Annotated in this window: 14 protein-coding genes and 1 tRNA gene; 11 read left to right on the top strand and 4 right to left on the bottom strand. The window is 62.6% G+C overall.

The features are described 5' to 3' along the window. Positions 1-27: 27 nt before the first annotated feature. Positions 28-1,134, top strand: coding sequence for a multifunctional CCA addition/repair protein (locus J3A71_RS26885; RefSeq protein WP_096425493.1), 1,107 nt, complete (start codon positions 28-30; stop codon positions 1,132-1,134). Positions 1,135-1,182: 48 nt separating this feature from the next. Here J3A71_RS26885 and folK read toward each other — a convergent pair whose 3' ends face one another. Both folK and folB read right to left on the bottom strand, forming a co-directional pair. Next, a complete protein-coding gene (gene folK, locus J3A71_RS26890; RefSeq protein ID WP_023048250.1) occupies positions 1,183-1,692 on the bottom strand; it encodes a 2-amino-4-hydroxy-6-hydroxymethyldihydropteridine diphosphokinase in 510 nt (169 codons plus the stop codon). Beyond that, positions 1,683-2,039, bottom strand: coding sequence for a dihydroneopterin aldolase (gene folB, locus J3A71_RS26895; protein ID WP_016484603.1), 357 nt, complete (start codon positions 2,037-2,039; stop codon positions 1,683-1,685). Before folB ends, folK begins: the two co-directional genes overlap by 10 nt. A gap of 74 nt (positions 2,040-2,113) precedes the next feature. Between folB and plsY the strand changes: the two genes are divergently transcribed. Further along, complete coding sequence (plsY, locus tag J3A71_RS26900; protein WP_016484602.1) at positions 2,114-2,683, top strand: glycerol-3-phosphate 1-O-acyltransferase PlsY; 570 nt, start codon at positions 2,114-2,116, stop codon at positions 2,681-2,683. Between the two features lie 17 nt (positions 2,684-2,700). Here the strand turns inward: plsY and tsaD are convergent, their stop codons facing one another. Then, positions 2,701-3,726, bottom strand: a complete 1,026-nt coding sequence (tsaD, locus tag J3A71_RS26905) for a tRNA (adenosine(37)-N6)-threonylcarbamoyltransferase complex transferase subunit TsaD (protein WP_016484601.1) — start codon at positions 3,724-3,726, stop codon at positions 2,701-2,703. A gap of 204 nt (positions 3,727-3,930) precedes the next feature. On the opposite strand from tsaD, the gene rpsU reads away from it, so the two are divergent. The 6 genes from rpsU to J3A71_RS26935 all read left to right on the top strand — a co-directional run bounded on the left by rpsU (position 3,931) and on the right by J3A71_RS26935 (position 13,125). Continuing rightward, on the top strand, positions 3,931-4,146 hold the full coding sequence (gene rpsU, locus J3A71_RS26910; RefSeq protein WP_003255575.1) for a 30S ribosomal protein S21: 216 nt from the start codon (positions 3,931-3,933) through the stop codon (positions 4,144-4,146). A gap of 303 nt (positions 4,147-4,449) precedes the next feature. Beyond that, the gene (gene dnaG, locus J3A71_RS26915; protein WP_016484600.1) at positions 4,450-6,435 is read left to right on the top strand and encodes a DNA primase; all 1,986 of its coding nucleotides are present in this window, start codon (positions 4,450-4,452) and stop codon (positions 6,433-6,435) included. Between the two features lie 67 nt (positions 6,436-6,502). Beyond that, positions 6,503-8,353 (top strand): RNA polymerase sigma factor RpoD, encoded by a 1,851-nt coding sequence (gene rpoD / locus J3A71_RS26920; protein WP_016484599.1) that lies wholly within the window; start codon positions 6,503-6,505, stop codon positions 8,351-8,353. Between the two features lie 229 nt (positions 8,354-8,582). Then, on the top strand, positions 8,583-12,326 hold the full coding sequence (locus J3A71_RS26925; protein ID WP_016484598.1) for a bifunctional diguanylate cyclase/phosphodiesterase: 3,744 nt from the start codon (positions 8,583-8,585) through the stop codon (positions 12,324-12,326). 16 nt (positions 12,327-12,342) lie between these two features. Next, positions 12,343-12,419, top strand: a tRNA-Ile gene (locus J3A71_RS26930). Positions 12,420-12,663: 244 nt separating this feature from the next. Continuing rightward, complete coding sequence (locus J3A71_RS26935; RefSeq protein WP_016484597.1) at positions 12,664-13,125, top strand: Lrp/AsnC family transcriptional regulator; 462 nt, start codon at positions 12,664-12,666, stop codon at positions 13,123-13,125. A 4-nt stretch (positions 13,126-13,129) separates the two neighbouring features. On the opposite strand, the gene J3A71_RS26940 is transcribed toward J3A71_RS26935, so the two are convergent. After that, positions 13,130-13,420: a hypothetical protein gene (locus J3A71_RS26940; RefSeq protein WP_016484596.1), complete on the bottom strand. Its 291-nt coding sequence runs from the start codon at positions 13,418-13,420 to the stop codon at positions 13,130-13,132. 635 nt (positions 13,421-14,055) lie between these two features. Between J3A71_RS26940 and J3A71_RS26945 the strand changes: the two genes are divergently transcribed. Genes J3A71_RS26945 through pqqF form a run of 3 tightly spaced genes read left to right on the top strand, consistent with a single transcriptional unit; the run spans position 14,056 to position 18,893 of the window. Then, entirely contained in the window at positions 14,056-15,738 is a 1,683-nt protein-coding gene (locus J3A71_RS26945; protein ID WP_060517982.1) for an NAD(P)/FAD-dependent oxidoreductase, read from the top strand. A 14-nt stretch (positions 15,739-15,752) separates the two neighbouring features. Then, positions 15,753-16,547, top strand: coding sequence for a carbon-nitrogen hydrolase family protein (locus J3A71_RS26950; protein ID WP_016484594.1), 795 nt, complete (start codon positions 15,753-15,755; stop codon positions 16,545-16,547). A 57-nt stretch (positions 16,548-16,604) separates the two neighbouring features. Next, a complete protein-coding gene (gene pqqF / locus J3A71_RS26955; RefSeq protein ID WP_096425492.1) occupies positions 16,605-18,893 on the top strand; it encodes a pyrroloquinoline quinone biosynthesis protein PqqF in 2,289 nt (762 codons plus the stop codon). The last annotated feature ends 47 nt before the right edge of the window (positions 18,894-18,940 follow it).

Genomic DNA, 18,940 nt, shown 5'->3' on the forward strand with positions numbered 1-18,940 from the left:
CCTGTCGGCCGTTATGGAGAGTTGCACATGCACATCTACAAAGTCGGCGGCGCCGTGCGCGACCGCCTGCTCGGCCGCCCCGTCAGCGATATCGACTGGCTGGTGGTAGGCGCCACCGTCGAAGAAATGCACGCCAAAGGCTATAGGCCGGTAGGCGCCGACTTTCCGGTGTTCCTGCACCCGAAAACCGGCGAGGAATATGCCCTGGCCCGTACCGAGCGCAAGAGCGGGCGCGGTTATGGCGGGTTCACTTTTCACGCCAGCCCTGACGTCACCCTGGAAGAAGACCTGATCCGCCGTGATTTGACCATCAACGCGATGGCCGAGGACGAAGCGGGGACGGTGTACGACCCCCACCATGGCAAAGACGATCTGGAAAATCGAATTTTACGCCACGTTTCTCCGGCATTCGCCGAAGATCCCTTGCGCGTTCTGCGCGTTGCGCGCTTTGCTGCCCGGTATGCACCGCTGGGTTTCCGGGTTGCCGAAGAAACGCTTGCACTGATGCGCCAGATCAGTGCCTCTGGCGAACTGCAGGCGCTGACTGCCGAGCGCAGCTGGAAGGAGATCGAGCGGGCGCTGATGGAGGCAAAACCCCAGGTTTTCTTCCAGGTGCTGCGCGATTGCGACGCCCTGCCGGCCATGCTGCCTGAGCTTGTTGACGATGCACAGGCCTTGGCGGCGCTGGAGCAGGCAGCGGCGCATGAACAGCCCCTGCACGTGCGCTGGGCCTGCCTGTTGCGCGGGCTGGCACCGGCCTCGATAAAAGCCGTCAACCAGCGTCTGAAGGCACCGCGTGAGTGCCAGGAACTGGCCCTGCTGACAGGCGAATGCCTGGCGCAGGCGAATCAGGCGTTGGAGCTGCCTGCCACGGCACTGCTGGAACTGTTGCAGAAGTTCGATGTTTACAGGAAGCCGCAGCGGTTCGAGGACTTTGTGGTGGTCTGCGAGATGGCGGCGCTGGGCGATGGCGAGCAAGGTTATCCACAGGCCGATTACCTGCGAGGCGCAGCAGCGGCGGCGCGAGCGGTGGATGTGAAACCACTGGTACAGGCCGGGCTGACTGGCCAGGCCCTGGGCGAAGCGCTCAAAGCCGAGCGGCTGAAAGCGCTTGAGGCTTACCAACTCGTCTGACCTTCCCGGCCCTTTCGCGGCTTTAGCCGCGAAAGGGCCGAAACTGGCTTAAGCGGGGGTCAGCTGCAAACCGCGCCACTCGAAGGCGACCGGGGCCAGTACCTGGTCAATCTGTGCCTCTTGCCACAACCGGGCCATGGTCTTGCCCGCGCCCGGATGCATCAGCTGAGGGGCCAGTAACGACAGCGGCCACAGCACAAAAGCGTTCTTCAGGATCTCGGCCCGAGGCAACACCAGCCCATCGAACGTGCCGTGCAGATCGTCATACATCAGCACGTCGATATCCAGCGGCAGCCCTTTGCGGTCCGGCGCGTAACGGCCATTCTCGGCCTCGATGAACTTCAATCGACGGTCCAGTTCGATCAGCGGCAGCGCGGTTTGCCCGGTCACCACGAAATTGATGAACGGCCCGCTCTTGATCCCCACCGCCTGGCTTTCGAACACCGGCGAGCAGCGCATGTCTGTGAGGATGCCCGTCAACGCATCGAGCCCGGCGCACAAATGCGCCTCACGGTCGATGTTGCTGCCAAGGCCCAGGTAAACCGTGCTCAGAGACATCCGCGCTCGATCTCCACGCCAACACCGCCACGGGCCGCTGGTACCGCACCCGGCTTGGTCAGCTTCAGCCGCACCCAAGGGATATGGAATTCTTCCATGAGCGTTGCCACCAGGCGCTCGGCAAAGGTTTCCACCAACTCGAAACGCGCCTGCTCGGCAAACGCCTGGATGCGCGCCGACACACTGGCATAGTCCAGCGCCAGGCTCAGCTCATCACCCGCTGCGGCCGGGCGGTTGTCCCAGGCAAAGCTCAGGTCCAGGCGCAAGCACTGGCGAATATCCCGCTCCCAGTCATAGGCACCGATGACGGTATCGACTTCCAGGCCTTCGATGAACACTCTGTCCAAGCACTTCTCTCCACAGCACGACAAGGGCGACTGGCGCCGTTAGAATCAGGGCGTCCTCGCCCGGAATAGTTAGCATGTTTTGGTTACTGGCGTTGCTCGCCTACCTGCTCGGCTCGCTGTCCTTCGCCATTCTCCTCAGCCGCCTTTCGGGCAGCCCGGACCCGCGTTCCAGCGGCTCAGGCAATGCCGGCGCCACCAACATGCTACGCCTGGCGGGCCGCAAAATGGCGATCCTGACCCTGCTTGGCGACCTGTGCAAGGGCCTTTTGCCGGTATTGCTCGCCCGCCTTGCCGGGCTGGACCTGCACGCGCAGGCCTGGGTGGGCGTATGCGCGGTACTGGGCCACCTGTTCCCCCTGTACTTCCGTTTCCAGGGCGGCAAGGGCGTGGCGACGGCTGCCGGCATGCTCATGGGCCTGTATTTTCCGGCCGCGCTGCTGGCGATCGGCGCCTGGCTGCTGACCTTCTACCTCACCCGTACCAGCTCGCTGGCGGCGCTGATTGCCACGCCATTGACCTTGCCATTGCTGGCCTGGCGCGAGCCCGAAGCCTTGCTGCCGATCACCGTGCTGACCGTGTTGATCGTATGGCGCCACCGCAAAAACCTGCGCGACCTGTTCGCGGGGCGCGAACGGCACTTCTGATCGTTCGCCATCAAACACTACAGCGGCGGTAACTGCTCCATCGGCCAGCGTGCCTGCACGCTGATCGCCAGGTCCTGCTGCTGCCCGGCCAGCAGGCGCTGGCAACCGGCGTAAGCGATCATCGCGCCGTTGTCGGTACAGAACTGCGGGCGCGCGTAGTACACGTTGCCCTTGATGCTGCCGAGCATGTCCTCGAGCGACGCACGCAAGGCCTTGTTGGCACTCACGCCACCCGCGATGACCAGGCGTTTGAGGCCAGTCTGCTTGAGCGCCCGCTTGCACTTGATGGTCAAAGTCTCCACCACCGCCTGCTGGAATGCCAGGGACAGGTCGCAACGGGTTTGCTCACTGTCGTCGCCAGCATTCTTGCATTGCTGCCAGGTGTTGAGGGCAAAGGTCTTGAGGCCGCTGAAGCTGAATTCCAGCCCCGGGCGGTCAGTCATCGGCCGCGGGAACACGAAGCGCCCAGGTACGCCCTGCTCGGCCAGGCGCGCGATTTCCGGGCCGCCGGGGTAGTTAAGGCCGATCAGCTTGGCGGTCTTGTCGAACGCCTCGCCGGCGGCATCGTCCAGGCTCTCGCCCAGCAGCTCGTACTGGCCGATGCCATCGACGCGTACCAGCTGGGTGTGGCCGCCCGAAACCAACAAAGCGACGAACGGAAACTCAGGTGGGTTTTGTTCCAGCATGGGCGCCAGCAAGTGACCTTCCATGTGGTGCACGCCAATCGCCGGAATGTCCCACGCAAAGGCCAGCGCCTGGGCGCACGAGGCGCCCACCAGCAATGCCCCGACCAGGCCAGGACCCGCGGTGTAGGCGATGGCGTCGATCTCGGTGGCGACGCAACCCGCCTCCTCCAGCACCTGGCGGATAAGCGGCAACATGCGCTTTACGTGGTCACGCGAGGCCAGTTCGGGCACCACACCGCCAAACACGCGGTGCAGGTCAATCTGGCTGAACAGTGCGTCGGCCAGCAGGCCGCGCTCGCTGTCGTATAATGCGACGCCAGTTTCGTCGCAGGATGTTTCCAATCCCAGTACTAGCATGGGCTCGTCCCTTGTGGGGGCTGAATTCGAAGGCGCGCATGATAGTCCCCGTGTCGGACGCCGACCAGCGGTTTTCGATCAGAGGCTTTGCATTCCGGCTTGCTAAGGGTTAACATCCGCAACCCTTGAAAACCGACGTTCTCCAGCACACCTTTGTTTTGCCAGGAGCACGTCTACCCCGGTAATGAATTAAGGTAGCCCTGGATGCCAGCCGTCAAAGTTAAAGAGAACGAACCCTTCGACGTAGCTCTGCGTCGTTTCAAGCGCTCCTGCGAAAAAGCCGGTGTACTGGCTGAAGTTCGTAGCCGCGAGTTTTACGAGAAGCCGACCGCAGAGCGTAAGCGCAAAGCAGCTGCTGCTGTTAAGCGTCACGCCAAGAAAGTTCAGCGCGAACAGCGCCGCGCCGTTCGTCTGTACTAATACAGGCGTTCTACGCAAAGCTTCTGCCCTGCCCGGTTAACCACCGGGCGATGGCAGCGGTCGCTTCAAACTTGAGCAGCTAGCTCAAGGCCCTGCACAAGCTCATGCGAACTGCATACGGGGCAACCTGCCTGAAACGTCAGAGCTGGTCTTTCTTGTTGTATGACCAGACGTGCACGTCCGACTGACGGGCCCTTAGGGGCTGGCGACGAGCACACACTCCCTCACACTTCCCCAATCAGCACTCGCCCTATTCGGCGCGTGAGCGATTAGACTTGCCAGTTGCCAGATGACGAGACTGCCATGGCCGGGCTGATTCCCCAGAGCTTCATTGACGACCTGATCAACCGCCTCGACATCGTCGACGTGGTGAGTTCGCGCGTCCAGCTGAAAAAAACCGGCAAAAACTACTCCGCCTGCTGCCCGTTCCACAAGGAGAAGACCCCTTCCTTCACGGTCAGCCCCGACAAGCAGTTCTACTACTGCTTCGGCTGCGGCGCCGGCGGCAACGCCCTGGGCTTCGTCATGGACCACGACAACCTGGACTTCCCCCAGGCTGTCGAAGAACTGGCCCGCGCCGCAGGCATGGAAGTGCCCCGCGAGCAAGGGCGCCGCGACCAGAAGCCTCGCCAGCCAACCGACTCGCCACTGTACCCGCTGCTGGACGCCGCCTCGGAGTTCTATCGCCAGGCCCTGCGCAGCCACCCGACCCGCAAGGCCGCAGTGGACTACCTCAAAGGCCGCGGCCTGTCCGGAGAGATCGCCCGCGATTTCTGCCTGGGTTTCGCACCGCCCGGCTGGGACAACCTGCTCAAGCACCTGGGGGCCGACACCCTGCAGCAAAAGGTGATGATCGATGCCGGCCTGCTGATCGAGAACGCCGAAAGCGGCAAGCGCTACGACCGCTTCCGCGACCGGGTAATGTTCCCCATCCGTGATAGCCGCGGGCGCATCATCGCCTTCGGCGGCCGGGTACTGGGCGACGACAAACCCAAGTACCTGAACTCCCCGGAAACCCCGGTGTTCCACAAGGGCCAGGAACTGTACGGGCTGTACGAGGCGCGCAAGCACAACCGCAACCTCGACGAAATCATCGTCGTCGAGGGCTACATGGACGTCATCGCGCTGGCTCAGCAGGGCCTGCGCAACGCCGTGGCCACCCTTGGCACCGCCACCAGCGAAGAGCACCTCAAGCGTTTGTTCCGGGTAGTGCCCAGCGTGCTGTTCTGCTTCGACGGCGACCAGGCCGGGCGCAAGGCCGCCTGGCGTGCGTTGGAGTCAACCCTGTCGAACCTGCAGGACGGCCGCCGCGCGCGCTTCCTGTTCCTGCCCGAGGGCGAAGACCCAGACAGCCTGGTGCGTGCCGAAGGCACCGATGCCTTCAAGGCCCGCATCAACCAGCACGCCCAGCCGCTGGCCGATTACTTCTTCGAGCAACTGGGCGCTGAAGCCGACCCGCGATCACTGGAAGGCAAGGCGCACATGGCGACCCTGGCCGCACCGTTGATCGAAAAGATCCCCGGGGCCAACCTGCGCCAACTGATGCGCAACCGCCTGAAAGAAATCACCGGCCTGGACCCACAACAGGTCGAGCAACTGGCGCAACAAGCTCCGCCAGCCAGTAGCGTGCCGGACTACGACCCTGGCTACGACTACGATGCCATGGCCAGCTACACCCCTGATTTCGGCGACATGCCGCCGCAGCACGACTTCGCCCCCGCTCAGCAGGAACCGGCATGGAAGCCGAACAAGGGCGGCGGTAAAAAGCAGTGGAGCGACAAACCCTGGGACAAGAACCGCAAGGGCGGCAAGCCCTGGCAGCAACGTGACGAAGCGCCACCGCGCGTGCCAGCACCGGTCGAACCACCTACCCTGGCGGCCCTGCGCACCCTGCTGCACCACCCGTTGCTGGCCGGAAAGGTCGAAGATGCCAGCCACTTTGCCGACGAAGAACACCTGTACAGCCAGCTGTTGGTGGCATTGATCGAAGCCGCACAGAAAAATCCTGGGCTAAGCTCAATGCAGCTGATTGCACGTTGGCATGGCACCGAACAGGGCCGCCTGCTGCGGGCCCTGGCGGAAAAGGAATGGCTGATCGTGGCCGACAACCTTGAACAACAGTTTTTCGACACTATAACTAGCTTGTCCGCCCGCCAACGCGAGCGCAGCCTGGAACAACTGCTCAGGAAATCACGTCAAAGTGAATTGACCAGCGAGGAAAAAACCCAGCTCCTCGCCTTGCTGAGCCGGAAAGTTCCCGCACAAACGCCGACCTCATCTGGCGCGTGAGGCCCATGCTCGGGTATAATCCTCGGCTTGTTTTTTGCCCGCCAAGACCTTCAGTGGATAGGGTGTTATGTCCGGAAAAGCGCAACAGCAGTCTCGTATCAAAGAGTTGATCACCCGCGGTCGTGAGCAGGGCTACCTGACTTACGCGGAGGTCAACGACCACCTGCCTGAGGATATTTCAGATCCTGAACAGGTGGAAGACATCATCCGCATGATCAACGACATGGGGATCAACGTATTCGAGAGTGCTCCGGATGCGGATGCCCTTCTGTTGGCGGAAGCCGACACCGACGAAGCCGCGGCCGAAGAAGCCGCTGCTGCGTTGGCGGCAGTTGAAACCGATATCGGCCGCACGACTGACCCGGTGCGCATGTACATGCGCGAAATGGGTACCGTCGAGCTGCTGACCCGCGAAGGCGAGATCGAAATCGCCAAGCGTATCGAGGAAGGCATCCGTGAAGTGATGGGCGCCATCGCCCACTTCCCGGGTACTGTCGATTACATTCTCAGCGAATATGACCGCGTCACCACCGAGGGTGGCCGCCTGTCCGACGTGCTCAGCGGCTACATCGACCCTGACGACAACATCGCCGCGCCGACCGAAGAGGTGCCGATCCCTGGCGCCAAGGCCGCAGCCGCGAAGGAAGAGTCCGACGACGAAGAGGAAGAGTCCGAAGGCAGTGACGACGAGGAAGAGACCGAGAGCGGTCCGGACCCGGTAGTCGCAGCCCAGCGTTTCGGTGCGGTATCCGACCAGCTTCAGGCGACTGTCAAGGTCGTGAAGAAGAACGGTCGTGCCCACAAGGAAAGCATCGAGGCCCTGCAAGCCCTCGCCGACCTGTTCATGCCGATCAAGCTGGTACCCAAGCAGTTCGAGGTGCTGGTAGAACGTGTTCGTGATGCACTGAACCGTCTGCGTCAGCAAGAACGCGCCATCATGCAGCTGTGTGTGCGTGATGCCCGCATGCCGCGTGCCGACTTCCTGCGCATGTTCCCCAGCAACGAAACCGACCAGACCTGGAGCGGTGACCTGGCCAAGCGCAACACCAAATGGGCTGCCGCCCTGGGTGAAAAGGACGCCGCCATCGTTGCTTGCCAGCAGAAGCTGATCGACCTTGAGACCGAAACCGGCCTGACCGTTGCCGAGATCAAGGACATCAACCGTCGCATGTCGATCGGCGAAGCCAAGGCCCGCCGCGCCAAGAAAGAAATGGTCGAGGCGAACCTGCGTCTGGTGATTTCCATCGCCAAGAAGTACACCAACCGTGGCCTGCAGTTCCTTGACCTGATCCAGGAAGGCAACATCGGCTTGATGAAGGCGGTGGACAAGTTCGAATACCGTCGCGGCTACAAGTTCTCGACCTACGCCACCTGGTGGATCCGGCAGGCGATTACCCGCTCGATCGCCGACCAGGCACGCACCATCCGTATTCCGGTGCACATGATCGAGACGATCAACAAGCTCAACCGTATTTCCCGCCAGATGCTGCAGGAAATGGGTCGCGAACCGACCCCGGAAGAGCTGGGCGAGCGCATGGAAATGCCTGAGGACAAGATCCGCAAGGTACTGAAGATCGCCAAAGAGCCGATCTCCATGGAAACCCCGATCGGTGACGACGAAGATTCGCACCTGGGCGACTTCATCGAGGACTCGACCATGCAGTCCCCGATTGATGTGGCCACGGTCGAAAGCCTCAAGGAAGCCACCCGTGACGTGCTCTCGGGCCTGACTGCACGCGAAGCCAAAGTGCTGCGCATGCGTTTCGGTATCGACATGAACACCGACCACACCCTCGAAGAGGTGGGCAAGCAGTTTGACGTAACGCGTGAGCGGATCCGTCAGATCGAAGCGAAGGCGTTGCGAAAACTGCGCCACCCGACTCGCAGCGAGCACCTGCGCTCCTTCCTCGACGAGTGATGACAAAACCCCGGCCCAGGCCGGGGTTTTTCTTTTCTGCCTTTTGAAGCACTCGCGGTCCCTGTAGAAGCAGCCTTGTGCTGCGAAGAGGCCATCCGGGTCACCGAACACCTCCGCCCATACCGGCCCTTTCGCAGCACAAGGCTGCACCTACACGTATCTCGCTTACCCCACGCTTGCGCAATGCCCGTCTACACTCGACGTCAGACCCCAAGAATGCGAGGCTGCTATGCCACTTATGCCGGCCATTCTGTTGCTGCTCCTGATTCTGTGGAACACGACGGCCGGCGCCCTGACCCTGACAGACGAGGAAAAAGCCTGGTTGGCTGCCCACCCGCAGCTGAGCCTGGGTGTAGACGCCTCTTGGCCACCGTTCGAGTTTCGCGACCAGGAGGGCCGGTACCAGGGATTGGCCGCCGATTACATCGCTGCGATCCAGCAACGCCTGGGCGTGACGCTCAAACCGGTCGAGCCCAGCAGCTGGACCGAGGTACTGGCGCAGGCACGGGATAACCGCATCGACCTGCTGCCAGGCATCATGTCCACGCCCGAACGCCAAGGCTACCTGGCCTTCACCCGTCCGTACCTCGACTTCCCGATCGTCATCCTCGCCCACAAAGGCGGTGTCCAACCGCGCAAACTGGACGACCTGTATGGCCTGAAGATTGCCGTAGTCGAAAATTACGCCCCGCACGAACTGCTGCGTACCCATCACCCCGACCTCAACCTGGTGGCGCTGCCCAATGTCAGCTCCACACTGCAGGCCTTGGCTACCGATCAAGTGGACGCGGTGGTCGGCGACCTGGCGTCAAGCATCTGGAGCCTGCGACAGCTCAAGCTCGACGGCCTCTACGTCAGTGGTGAAACGCCCTACCGCTATCAGCTGGCCATGGCCGCACCACGTGACAACAAAGTGCTGGTGGGCATTCTGGACAAAGTCATGGCTGACATGAGCAGCGGCGAAGTCAGCCAGATCCAGCAGCGCTGGGTGGGTAACGTGGTCGACCAACGGATGTTCTGGTCCGACCTGCTGGTATATGGCTTGCCAACAGTCCTTTTGCTGATGGCCGTTCTGGCCGTGGTCATCCGTATCAACCGCCGCCTCAGCTCGGAAATTTCCCGGCGCATCGCCCTGGAGCAGGAGCTGCGCAGCAGTGAGTACCACTACCGCGGCCTGGTCGAGAGCCTGTCAGCCATCGCCTGGGAAGCCGACGCCAACGACTTCACCTACAGCTATGTCTCACCGCACGCCGAAGACTTGCTGGGTTACCCGCTTGGCGACTGGCTCAAACCGGGCTTCTGGCGCAGCATCCTGCACCCGGAGGACGCGCTCTGGGCGCAGGCATACTGCGACAGCGAAACCGCAGCCGGACGCGACCACAGCCTGGACTATCGGGTGATACGGGCCGACGGTCAGCCATTGTGGATACGCAACATTGTCAGCATGATCGAACACGGGCACCAGCCGGTGATGCGCGGGCTGATGATCGACATCAGCGAAACCAAGCGCACCGAGGACGCCCTGCGTCTTTCCGAGCAAAAGTTTGCCTCGGTGTTCCAGCAGTGCCCCGACATTCTACTGATTGCCCGCCACAGCGACGGCTGCCTGCTGGAGGTGAACGAAGCCTTCGAAGAGCAGATTGGCCTGAACCCGGACCAGGTGCTTGGCCGCAGCGCCACCGACCTGAACCTGTGGGGCGTCGAAGGCTCCGGCCCGCCGCTGCTTGAGCGCCTGCACCAAGGTGGCATCCGCAACCTTGAGATGAGCTTTCGCCGCAGTAATGGCCAACTCTTCACCGGCCTGACTTCGGCCGAAACCTTCGAACTGGACGGCACCCCCGCGCTGGTTGTGGCAGTTCGCGACATCAGCCAGCTCAAGGAGACCCAGCAGCAGCTGCAAACTTCAGAAGAAAAGTTCGCCAAGGCCTTCCACGCCTCGCCCGACGGCCTGCTGCTGTCGCGCCAGAGCGACGGTTTGCTGCTTGAGGTGAACGAAGGCTTCTGCCGTCTGACTGGCTATGACCTGAACCCGACTATCGACCAGACCTCGCTGGACCTGGGTATCTGGGTCGACCTCAACGAACGCAAACGCCTGGTCGACCAGCTCAACCGCGACGGTTTCGTGCGTGACTTCACCTGCCACATCCGCCGCAGCGACGGGCAGGTCCGCCTGTGCGAGCTGTCCGCCAGGCCCCTGCCGATTGCCGGCGTCGACTGCATGCTGACCATCGCCCGCGACATCACCGAGCGCCACCTGATGCAGGAAAAACTGCAACTGGCCGCCACCGTGTTCGAGAACACTGCCGAAGGCGTGCTGATCACCGACATCGACCAGCGCATCAGTGCCGTCAACCGTGCCTTCAGCGAAATCACCGGCTACAGCGAAATCGAAGCCCTCGGCCAGACCCCGCGCCTGCTTGCCTCCGGCCAGCACGACAGCGCCTTCTATGCCGCCATGTGGCACCAGCTTACCGCCGAGGGTCACTGGCAAGGCGAGATCTACAACAAGCGCAAGAACGGCGAACTGTACCCCGGCTGGCTGACCATCAGCGCCGTGCGCAACAGCGACCGCGAGATCACTCACTTCGTGGCTGTGTTCGCCGACATTTCCAGCCTCAAGCATGCCCAGGCCAAGCTCGACTACCAGGCCCACCACGACCCGCTGACCGGCCTGCCCAACCGTGCCTTGTTCGAGAACCGCCTGCAGGCCGTGCTCACCTGCGCGCAGGTGTCCAACCGCCAGGGTGCGGTGCTGTTCCTCGACCTCGACCGCTTCAAGCACATCAACGATAGCCTCGGCCACCCGGTCGGCGACTTGCTGCTCAAGGGCATTGCCCAGCGCCTCAAGGAGCAGGTGCGTGACGTCGACACCGTGGCCCGCCTGGGCGGCGACGAGTTCATCATCCTGCTGCCCGGCCTGCACAAGCCCAGTGACGCCAGTACCATCGCCAACAAGCTGCTGGCCTGCTTCATCGCACCGTTCCAGGCCGGTGAGCATGAGTTTTTCACCAGCGCCAGCATCGGCATCAGCCTTTATCCACAGGATGGCAGCGACGTTGCCACACTGATCCGCAACGCCGATGCTGCCATGTACCGCTCCAAAGCCAAGGGCCGCAACCGCGTCGAGGCCTACACCCGCGACCTCACCGCCCAGGCCAGCGAACGGATTGCTCTGGAACACGAACTGCGCCGTGCCGTCGAACGCAACGAAATGAGCCTGTGCTTCCAGCCCAAGCTCAGCCTCAAGACCCAGAGCCTGGTCGGCGCCGAGGCGCTGATCCGCTGGAGCCACCCGACCTTTGGTGAAGTGCCCCCGGAGCACTTCATCCACCTGGCGGAGGAGAACGGCACCATCCTCCAACTAGGCGACTGGGTATTGGAACAGGCCTGCCAGCAGATGCAGGCCTGGAAGCAGCACTACGAACCCTTCGGCCCCTTGTCGATCAACCTCGCGGGCGCCCAGCTACGCCAGCCGCACCTGGCACGGCGCATCGAACAGTTGCTCAAGCATCACCAACTCAAGGCAGGTGACTTGCAGCTGGAGATCACCGAAAACTTCATCATGAGCCAAGCTGAAGAGGCCTTGGCCGTGCTGTACCAGTTGAAAAAACTGGGCGTGCAACTGGCCATCGACGACTTTGGCACCGGCTATTCATCGCTGAGCTATCTCAAGCGCCTGCCGCTGGACATTCTGAAGATCGACAAGTCGTTCATCCGCGGCCTGCCCGACGACCCGCACGATGCCGCCATCGCCCGTGCAATCATTGCCCTGGGCCGCAGCATGCAACTGACCATCATTGCCGAAGGTGTGGAAAACCAGGCCCAGCAACGCTTCCTGGCGGCCGAGGGCTGCGAGCAGATCCAAGGCTACATCGTCAGCCTGCCACTGCCGCCCGAGGAGTTCGCGACAGCGTTTCTTCGCATAGCACTATCGGATCTTTCAGATGGCACAGGTGCGAAACCCCCGTTATAATCCGGCCACTTACTGAGGGCCTATAGCTCAGTTGGTTAGAGCAGAGGACTCATAATCCTTTGGTCCACGGTTCAAGTCCGTGTGGGCCCACCACATACGAAAGCCGCGCAAATGCGCGGCTTTTTTTTGCCTGTAGACCAACTGCGCAAACACGCCCGCTTTTTCCGTGCACACCCTGCCCCGGGTCGCTGCTGCATGTGCCGGGCATGACGCCGGGCCAGGCCGCCGCGGGGGTCAAGAGAAAGCGCAGCTTGTTGTCCTTGAGTACACGGCACTCCGGCCTTGCCCTGATTGCCACTCGCTGGCTAGGCTAGCAGGCCAACCGAAGAGACTCGCCATGTCGGATTCCCGCTCCATCACGCTGGATGAAATCGATCGCCAACTGATCGCCCTGCTGCAAATCAACGCCCGCGAAAGTGTCGCCACCCTCGCCCGCCAGCTGGGTATCGCCCGCACCACCGTCAATTCGCGCCTGGAGCGTCTGGAGAAGAACAAGGTCATCTCCGGTTATGGCGTACGTCTGGGTCAGCGGGTGCTGGGTGGCGGGCTGCAGGCGTATGTGGGGATCAAGGTGCAGCCGCGCTCCGGCAAGGAAGTGGTGCGGCGCTTGAGTGCCATGGGACAGGTGCAGCAGCTGTGCGCGGTAAGCGGCGAGTTCGACTATGTGGCCTGGCTGCTTACGGACTCACCTGAGCAACTGGACCAGTTGCTCGACCAGATCGGCAGTGTCGACGGGGTGGAGAAGACCACCACGTCGATCATTCTCAGCAGCAAGGTGGATCGCGGTCAGCCGCTCTGATCAATCAGGCCTCCTGGCCGTCGAGCAGCCCCTCCAGAATCGCCGAAAGGCTCTCGGCAGAATGCTGCATCGACCAGACGATGTCTCGGCTACGCTCGGGGGCGTGGTGCTGGGCGTAGTCAGTGGCAATCTGGTTGAGGCCACGGGCCAGCAGGCAGGCGTGGACTAGAGCGTCGGCGGCGTCGATGCCAGGACGGATGGCGAATAGCGGCGGGTGGCTGGATTCGCAGTTGCAGAAGGGCTTTTCAGCGGTGGGTTGCAGTTTTACAGGTTGATCGGGCAAACGGTCAGTCATGGTATAGCCTCCAGATCACAGGGATGACTGGCGGCCAATCGCTTCCTTCTCACGGGAATTGGGTGGCAGCCATGCGCGAGGTGAGAACCGGCGAACTTGGAGGCGCATACCCGGCCAGGCAAAGCCTGCCCGCGCACAGCTGCCATAACAGTGCGCCTCTAGAAAGATCAGCGGGTTCTCACGCCCGATCACCGAATTTTCGGCGACCCGGTGAAGTTAACGATGAAGCCGTTCCCGCGATGCCAGACTGAGGCGATAGCGAGCGTAGGGTAATTCTTTATTCCGAGCGTTGGGTGTAGGAATTGGCTGATCAGAGCCCGTCCAAAGTGTACTTATGCCCGCCAGAGAGGCCGCATGAGGCCACCAGGTGCTTGCCTTGCAATTTACTGCGCCTATCAGATCGAGCGCCGCCCGCGCGGCGCATCGCGAGCTGCGCTCGACCTGATAGGCACAGCAAATCGCACTACAAGCACTTCGTCATAAATAATTTTAAACTTACTTTTTCGACGAAAAGTAATACATTAAGACGCCAATATGCACCTTAATTACGATTCCCCCACGCCTTAAAATGACCTCCAGCCATCTCCTATACTCAGGCTCCGCCACCCGCGCAGCCTCTCTGGCAAGGTCACTTCATGAACAAGAAAAACCGCCACCCCGCCGACGGCAAGAAGCCGATCACCATCTTCGGCCCGGACTTCCCCTTCGCTTTCGACGACTGGCTGGAACACCCCGCAGGCCTGGGCAGCATCCCAGCTGAGCGTCACGGTGAGGAAGTGGCAATCGTGGGTGCTGGTATCGCCGGCCTGGTGGCGGCCTATGAGCTGATGAAACTGGGCTTGAAGCCGGTGGTGTACGAGGCCTCCAAGCTGGGTGGCAGGCTGCGTTCGCAAGCCTTCAACGGCACCGACGGAATCATCGCCGAACTCGGTGGCATGCGCTTTCCGGTGTCGTCCACTGCCTTTTACCACTACGTGGACAAGCTGGGCCTGGAAACCAAGCCCTTCCCCAACCCGCTGACCCCGGCCTCGGGCAGCACAGTGATCGACCTGGAAGGCCAGACCTACTACGCCGAAAAAACCACCGACCTGCCCAAGCTGTTCCACGAAGTAGCCGACGCCTGGGCCGATGCGCTGGAAAGCGGCGCCCAGTTCGCCGACATCCAGCAGGCCATCCGCGACCGGGATGTACCGCGCCTGAAGGAACTGTGGAACAAGCTGGTCCCACTGTGGGATGACCGCACCTTCTACGACTTCGTCGCCACCTCGCGCTCGTTCGCCAAACTGAGCTTTCAGCATCGCGAAGTGTTTGGCCAGGTCGGCTTCGGCACCGGCGGGTGGGACTCGGACTTCCCCAACTCGATGCTGGAAATTTTCCGCGTGGTGATGACCAACTGCGACGACCACCAACACCTGGTCGTGGGCGGAGTGGAGCAGGTGCCGCAAGGTATCTGGCGCCATGTGCCTGAGCGCTGCGCCCACTGGCCGGAGGGCACCAGCCTGAGTGGCCTGCATGGCGGTGCGCCGCGCACCGGGGTCAAGCGCATTGCCCGTGCCGCCGATGGCCGCCTGGCGGTCACCGACAACTGGGGCGACACCCGCCACTACGGCGCCGTGCTCGCCACCTGCCAGACCTGGCTGCTGACCACCCAGATCGACTGCGAGGAATCGCTGTTTTCGCAAAAGATGTGGATGGCGCTGGACCGCACCCGCTACATGCAGTCGTCGAAGACCTTCGTCATGGTCGACCGGCCGTTCTGGAAGGACAAGGACCCGCAAACCGGCCGCGACCTGATGAGCATGACCCTCACCGATCGCCTCACCCGCGGCACCTACCTGTTCGACAACGGCGACGACAAGCCGGGTGTGATCTGCCTGTCCTACGCCTGGATGAGCGACGCGCTGAAAATGTTGCCGCACCCCGTGGAAAAGCGCGTCCAGCTGGCCCTGGATGCGCTGAAGAAGATCTACCCCAAGACCGATATCGCCGGGCACATCATCGGCGACCCAATCACTATTTCCTGGGAGGCAGACCCGCACTTCCTCGGCGCCTTCAAAGGCGCACTGCCGGGCCACTACCGCTACAACCAGCGCATGTACGCGCACTTCATGCAGCAAGACATGCCTGCCGAGCAGCGCGGCATGTTCATCGCCGGTGACGACGTGTCGTGGACCCCGGCGTGGGTGGAAGGCGCGGTGCAGACATCGCTGAATGCGGTGTGGGGTATCATGAACCACTTCGGTGGCCAGACCCACCCGGACAACCCCGGCCCGGGCGATGTGTTTGACGAGATCGGCCCGATCGCCCTGGCAGACTGACACAAGGAGGCACCATGCGCATTGCTCTGTTCCAGGGCGCTCCCAAGCCACTGGACGTGCCCGGTAACCTGCAACGGCTGCACCACCAGGCCCAGCTGGCTGCCGAGCGCGGCGCGCAACTGCTGGTGTGCCCGGAAATGTTCCTGACCGGCTACAACATCGGCCTGGCCCAGGTAGAGCGGCTGGCCGAAGCCAGCGATGGACCGGCGGCGATGGGCGTGGTGGAGATTGCCCAGGCGCACCGTATCGCTATTGTCTACGGCTATCCCGAGCGCGGCGATGATGGTGCGATCTACAACAGTGTGCAGTTGATTGATGCGCACGGCCGCAGCCTGAGCAACTACCGCAAGACCCATCTGTTCGGGGATCTGGACCGCTCGATGTTCAGCGCAGGCCCCGACCACTTCCCGGTGGTGGAACTGGACGGCTGGAAAGTCGGGCTGCTGATCTGTTACGACATCGAGTTCCCGGAGAACGCCCGACGCCTGGCGCTGGACGGTGCCGAACTGATCCTGGTGCCGACGGCGAACATGACCCCGTACGACTTCATCTGCCAGGTGACCGTGAGGGCGCGGGCGCAGGAAAACCAGTGCTACCTGGTGTATGCCAACTATTGCGGCTCGGAAGACCCGATCCAGTATTGCGGGCAGAGCAGCATCATCGGCCCGGATGGCAGCCTGCTGGCCATGGCCGGGCGGGATGAATGCCTGCTGCTGGCGGAGCTGGAGCATGAAAGGGTGGTGCAGGGGCGGGAGGCGTTTCCTTACCTGACAGACCTGCGCCAGGAACTGCACTTGCGTAAAAGCTGACTGGGGCCGGGCCTGCAAACAAATGGGTTAGCATGGACCCCAGTTACCGGAGTTCCCATGCCTGACACCACTCGCCATCTCACCCTCGCCAACGGCCTGCAGCTGACCCTGCGCCACGCCCCGCGCCTGAAGCGCTCGGCTGCCGCATTGCGGGTGCACGCGGGCAGCCACGACGCGCCCGCCAGGTGGCCCGGCCTGGCCCACTTCCTCGAACACCTTTTCTTCCTCGGCACCGCGCGGTTCCCCTTGGACGACGGCCTGATGCGCTACGTCCAGGCTCTCGGCGGCCAGGTCAACGCCAGCACCCGGGAGCGCGCCACAGACTTTTTCTTCGAAGTCCCGACCAATGCCTTGGCCGGAGGGCTTGAGCGCCTGTGCCAGATGCTGGCCGAGCCCGACCTGGGCATCGAGCGCCAACGCCGTGAACGCGAAGTGATCCACGCCGAGTTCATTGCCTGGTCGCGCGACCCGCAGGCTCAGCAGCAGTTCGCCTTGCTGCAATCGGTGTCGCAGGGCCATCCGCTAGGCGCTTTTCACGCCGGTAACCGGCACACCCTGGCCTTGCAGAACCCCGCCTTCCAGCAAGCCCTCGAAGGTTTTCACCAACGGTATTACCAAGGCGGCCAGATAACCTTGAGCCTGTGTGGCCCACAGTCTCTGGATGAGCTGGAACAGCTGGGCAGGCAGCATGCCAGCCTGTTCGCAACGGGCACGCCGGTGCCACAAACGCTGCCACCGTCATTGTCGCCAACGCGCGCGCGCCTGGTCTTTACCCATGAACAGCTCCCGGCAGGTGCCGAGCAGGCGCTGGAATTACTGATCAGCTGCCTCGGTGACAACCGCCCAGGTACCTGGCTGGATGCGCTGCGCCAACGTGGCTGGCTGCAAAGCTTCAAGGCCGAGATGCTGTACAACTTCGCCGGGCAGTTACTTTGGCGCATTGACTTGCAACTGAGCGCAAGCGCCAACCAGGAGGAAGCAGATGCCCTGCTGCAAGGTTGGTTCGGCTTCATCCGCCAGGCCGACCTTGAGCAGATCAACCACGCATTCGGCCTGCTGCAGCGCAGCCGCGCACGCAGCGCCGGCGCGCTTGAGCTGGCCCGCCGGGACAGCACGGGCCAGCCGTTCGCCAACCTGGATGCGCAAGGTCTGCTGGCCCTCAGAGCACTGCTGAAGGGCCTGCCGAGCCAAGCACACGGGCAATGGCAGCTGCCCCCGGTCGACCCCTTGCTGATGGCAGATGTGCCCAATGCCCCAGCGCAACCTCTACCGCCGGCCCTGAAAACCAGCGACGTGCTGCCTGGTACTCGTCAGTGCGCTGCGCTGTACCTGCGCTGGCACGTGCCTTCGCCTTTGCGCCAGCGCATGCAGGCGGTGCTGGAACAAGCGCTGGCCCCATTGCAGGAGCGTTGCGAGCGCGCCTCGGTGCAACTGCTGTTCAGTGCTGTTGGCGAATACTGGCAATTGCGCTGCGCAGGGCAACCAGCAGCAGTGCTTCGGGCTGTGGAGCAGGCCCTGGCACTCATGCTCATGCCAGGAGAAAACTGCTGGCGGCCCTACGCGGCAACGGCACCGCCACTGATCCCCATCAGGGCCTTGCTCAAGCAACTGCCCGATGCGGTACTGGGCGCCCACCCCGCCAGTATGCCTGCCTGCACGCCGGCACAGCCGCAACTCGACAGCCTGTGGCAGCACACGCACTGGCATGGCCTTGCCACAGGGTTCGACGATGTCGCTCTGGGCGCCTTGGGCACCGCGTTGCAGCAGTGCCCTGGGCAAGGCTCGCTGCCTGGCCCCTTGCCGAAATGGGCCAGACACCGTTGGCAGCACGCAGAAGTACCGGGAAGTGAACACGCCCTGCTGCTGTTCTGCCCGCTACCTGCGGCCAGCGAAGCCAGCGGGCGGCTGCTCGCACAACTGCTGCAAGGCCCGGTTTACCAAAGGCTGCGGGTAGAGCTGCAACTGGGCTACGCGGTATTCAGTACCTTTCGTCAGGTCGAGGGCGTCGGCGGCCTGCTGTTTGGCGTGCAGTCGCCGCATACCCGCCAGGCGCAGATCCTCGACCACCTGTTTACCCTCCTGCGCCAAGGCATCACGCTGGATCCGGGCGCTCGCCTGGCCTTGGCCGGGCAATTCGACGAGCCCGCCATGGCCAACGCCGACGTTGCCGAATGGGCATGGCAGACACACCTGGCTACACAACCTGGCAGGCTGGATGAGCTGCGCAAGGCTATCTTGAAGACGCGGCAGACGGATCTGGACCAGCTGCTGGGCACCCTGCTCGATAAGGATTGCCCTTGGCTCTGCTTGGCCAACGCTGCCGCGCCAGCCCTCGAATGGCCGTGAACAACCTCTCGATTGTTACGCCAATCGCAACGGCGCTTTTCGAATAA

The sequence above is a fragment of the Pseudomonas sp. PvP089 genome (assembly GCF_017875165.1).
Taxonomy (GTDB): Bacteria; Pseudomonadota; Gammaproteobacteria; order Pseudomonadales; family Pseudomonadaceae; genus Aquipseudomonas; species Aquipseudomonas fortuita.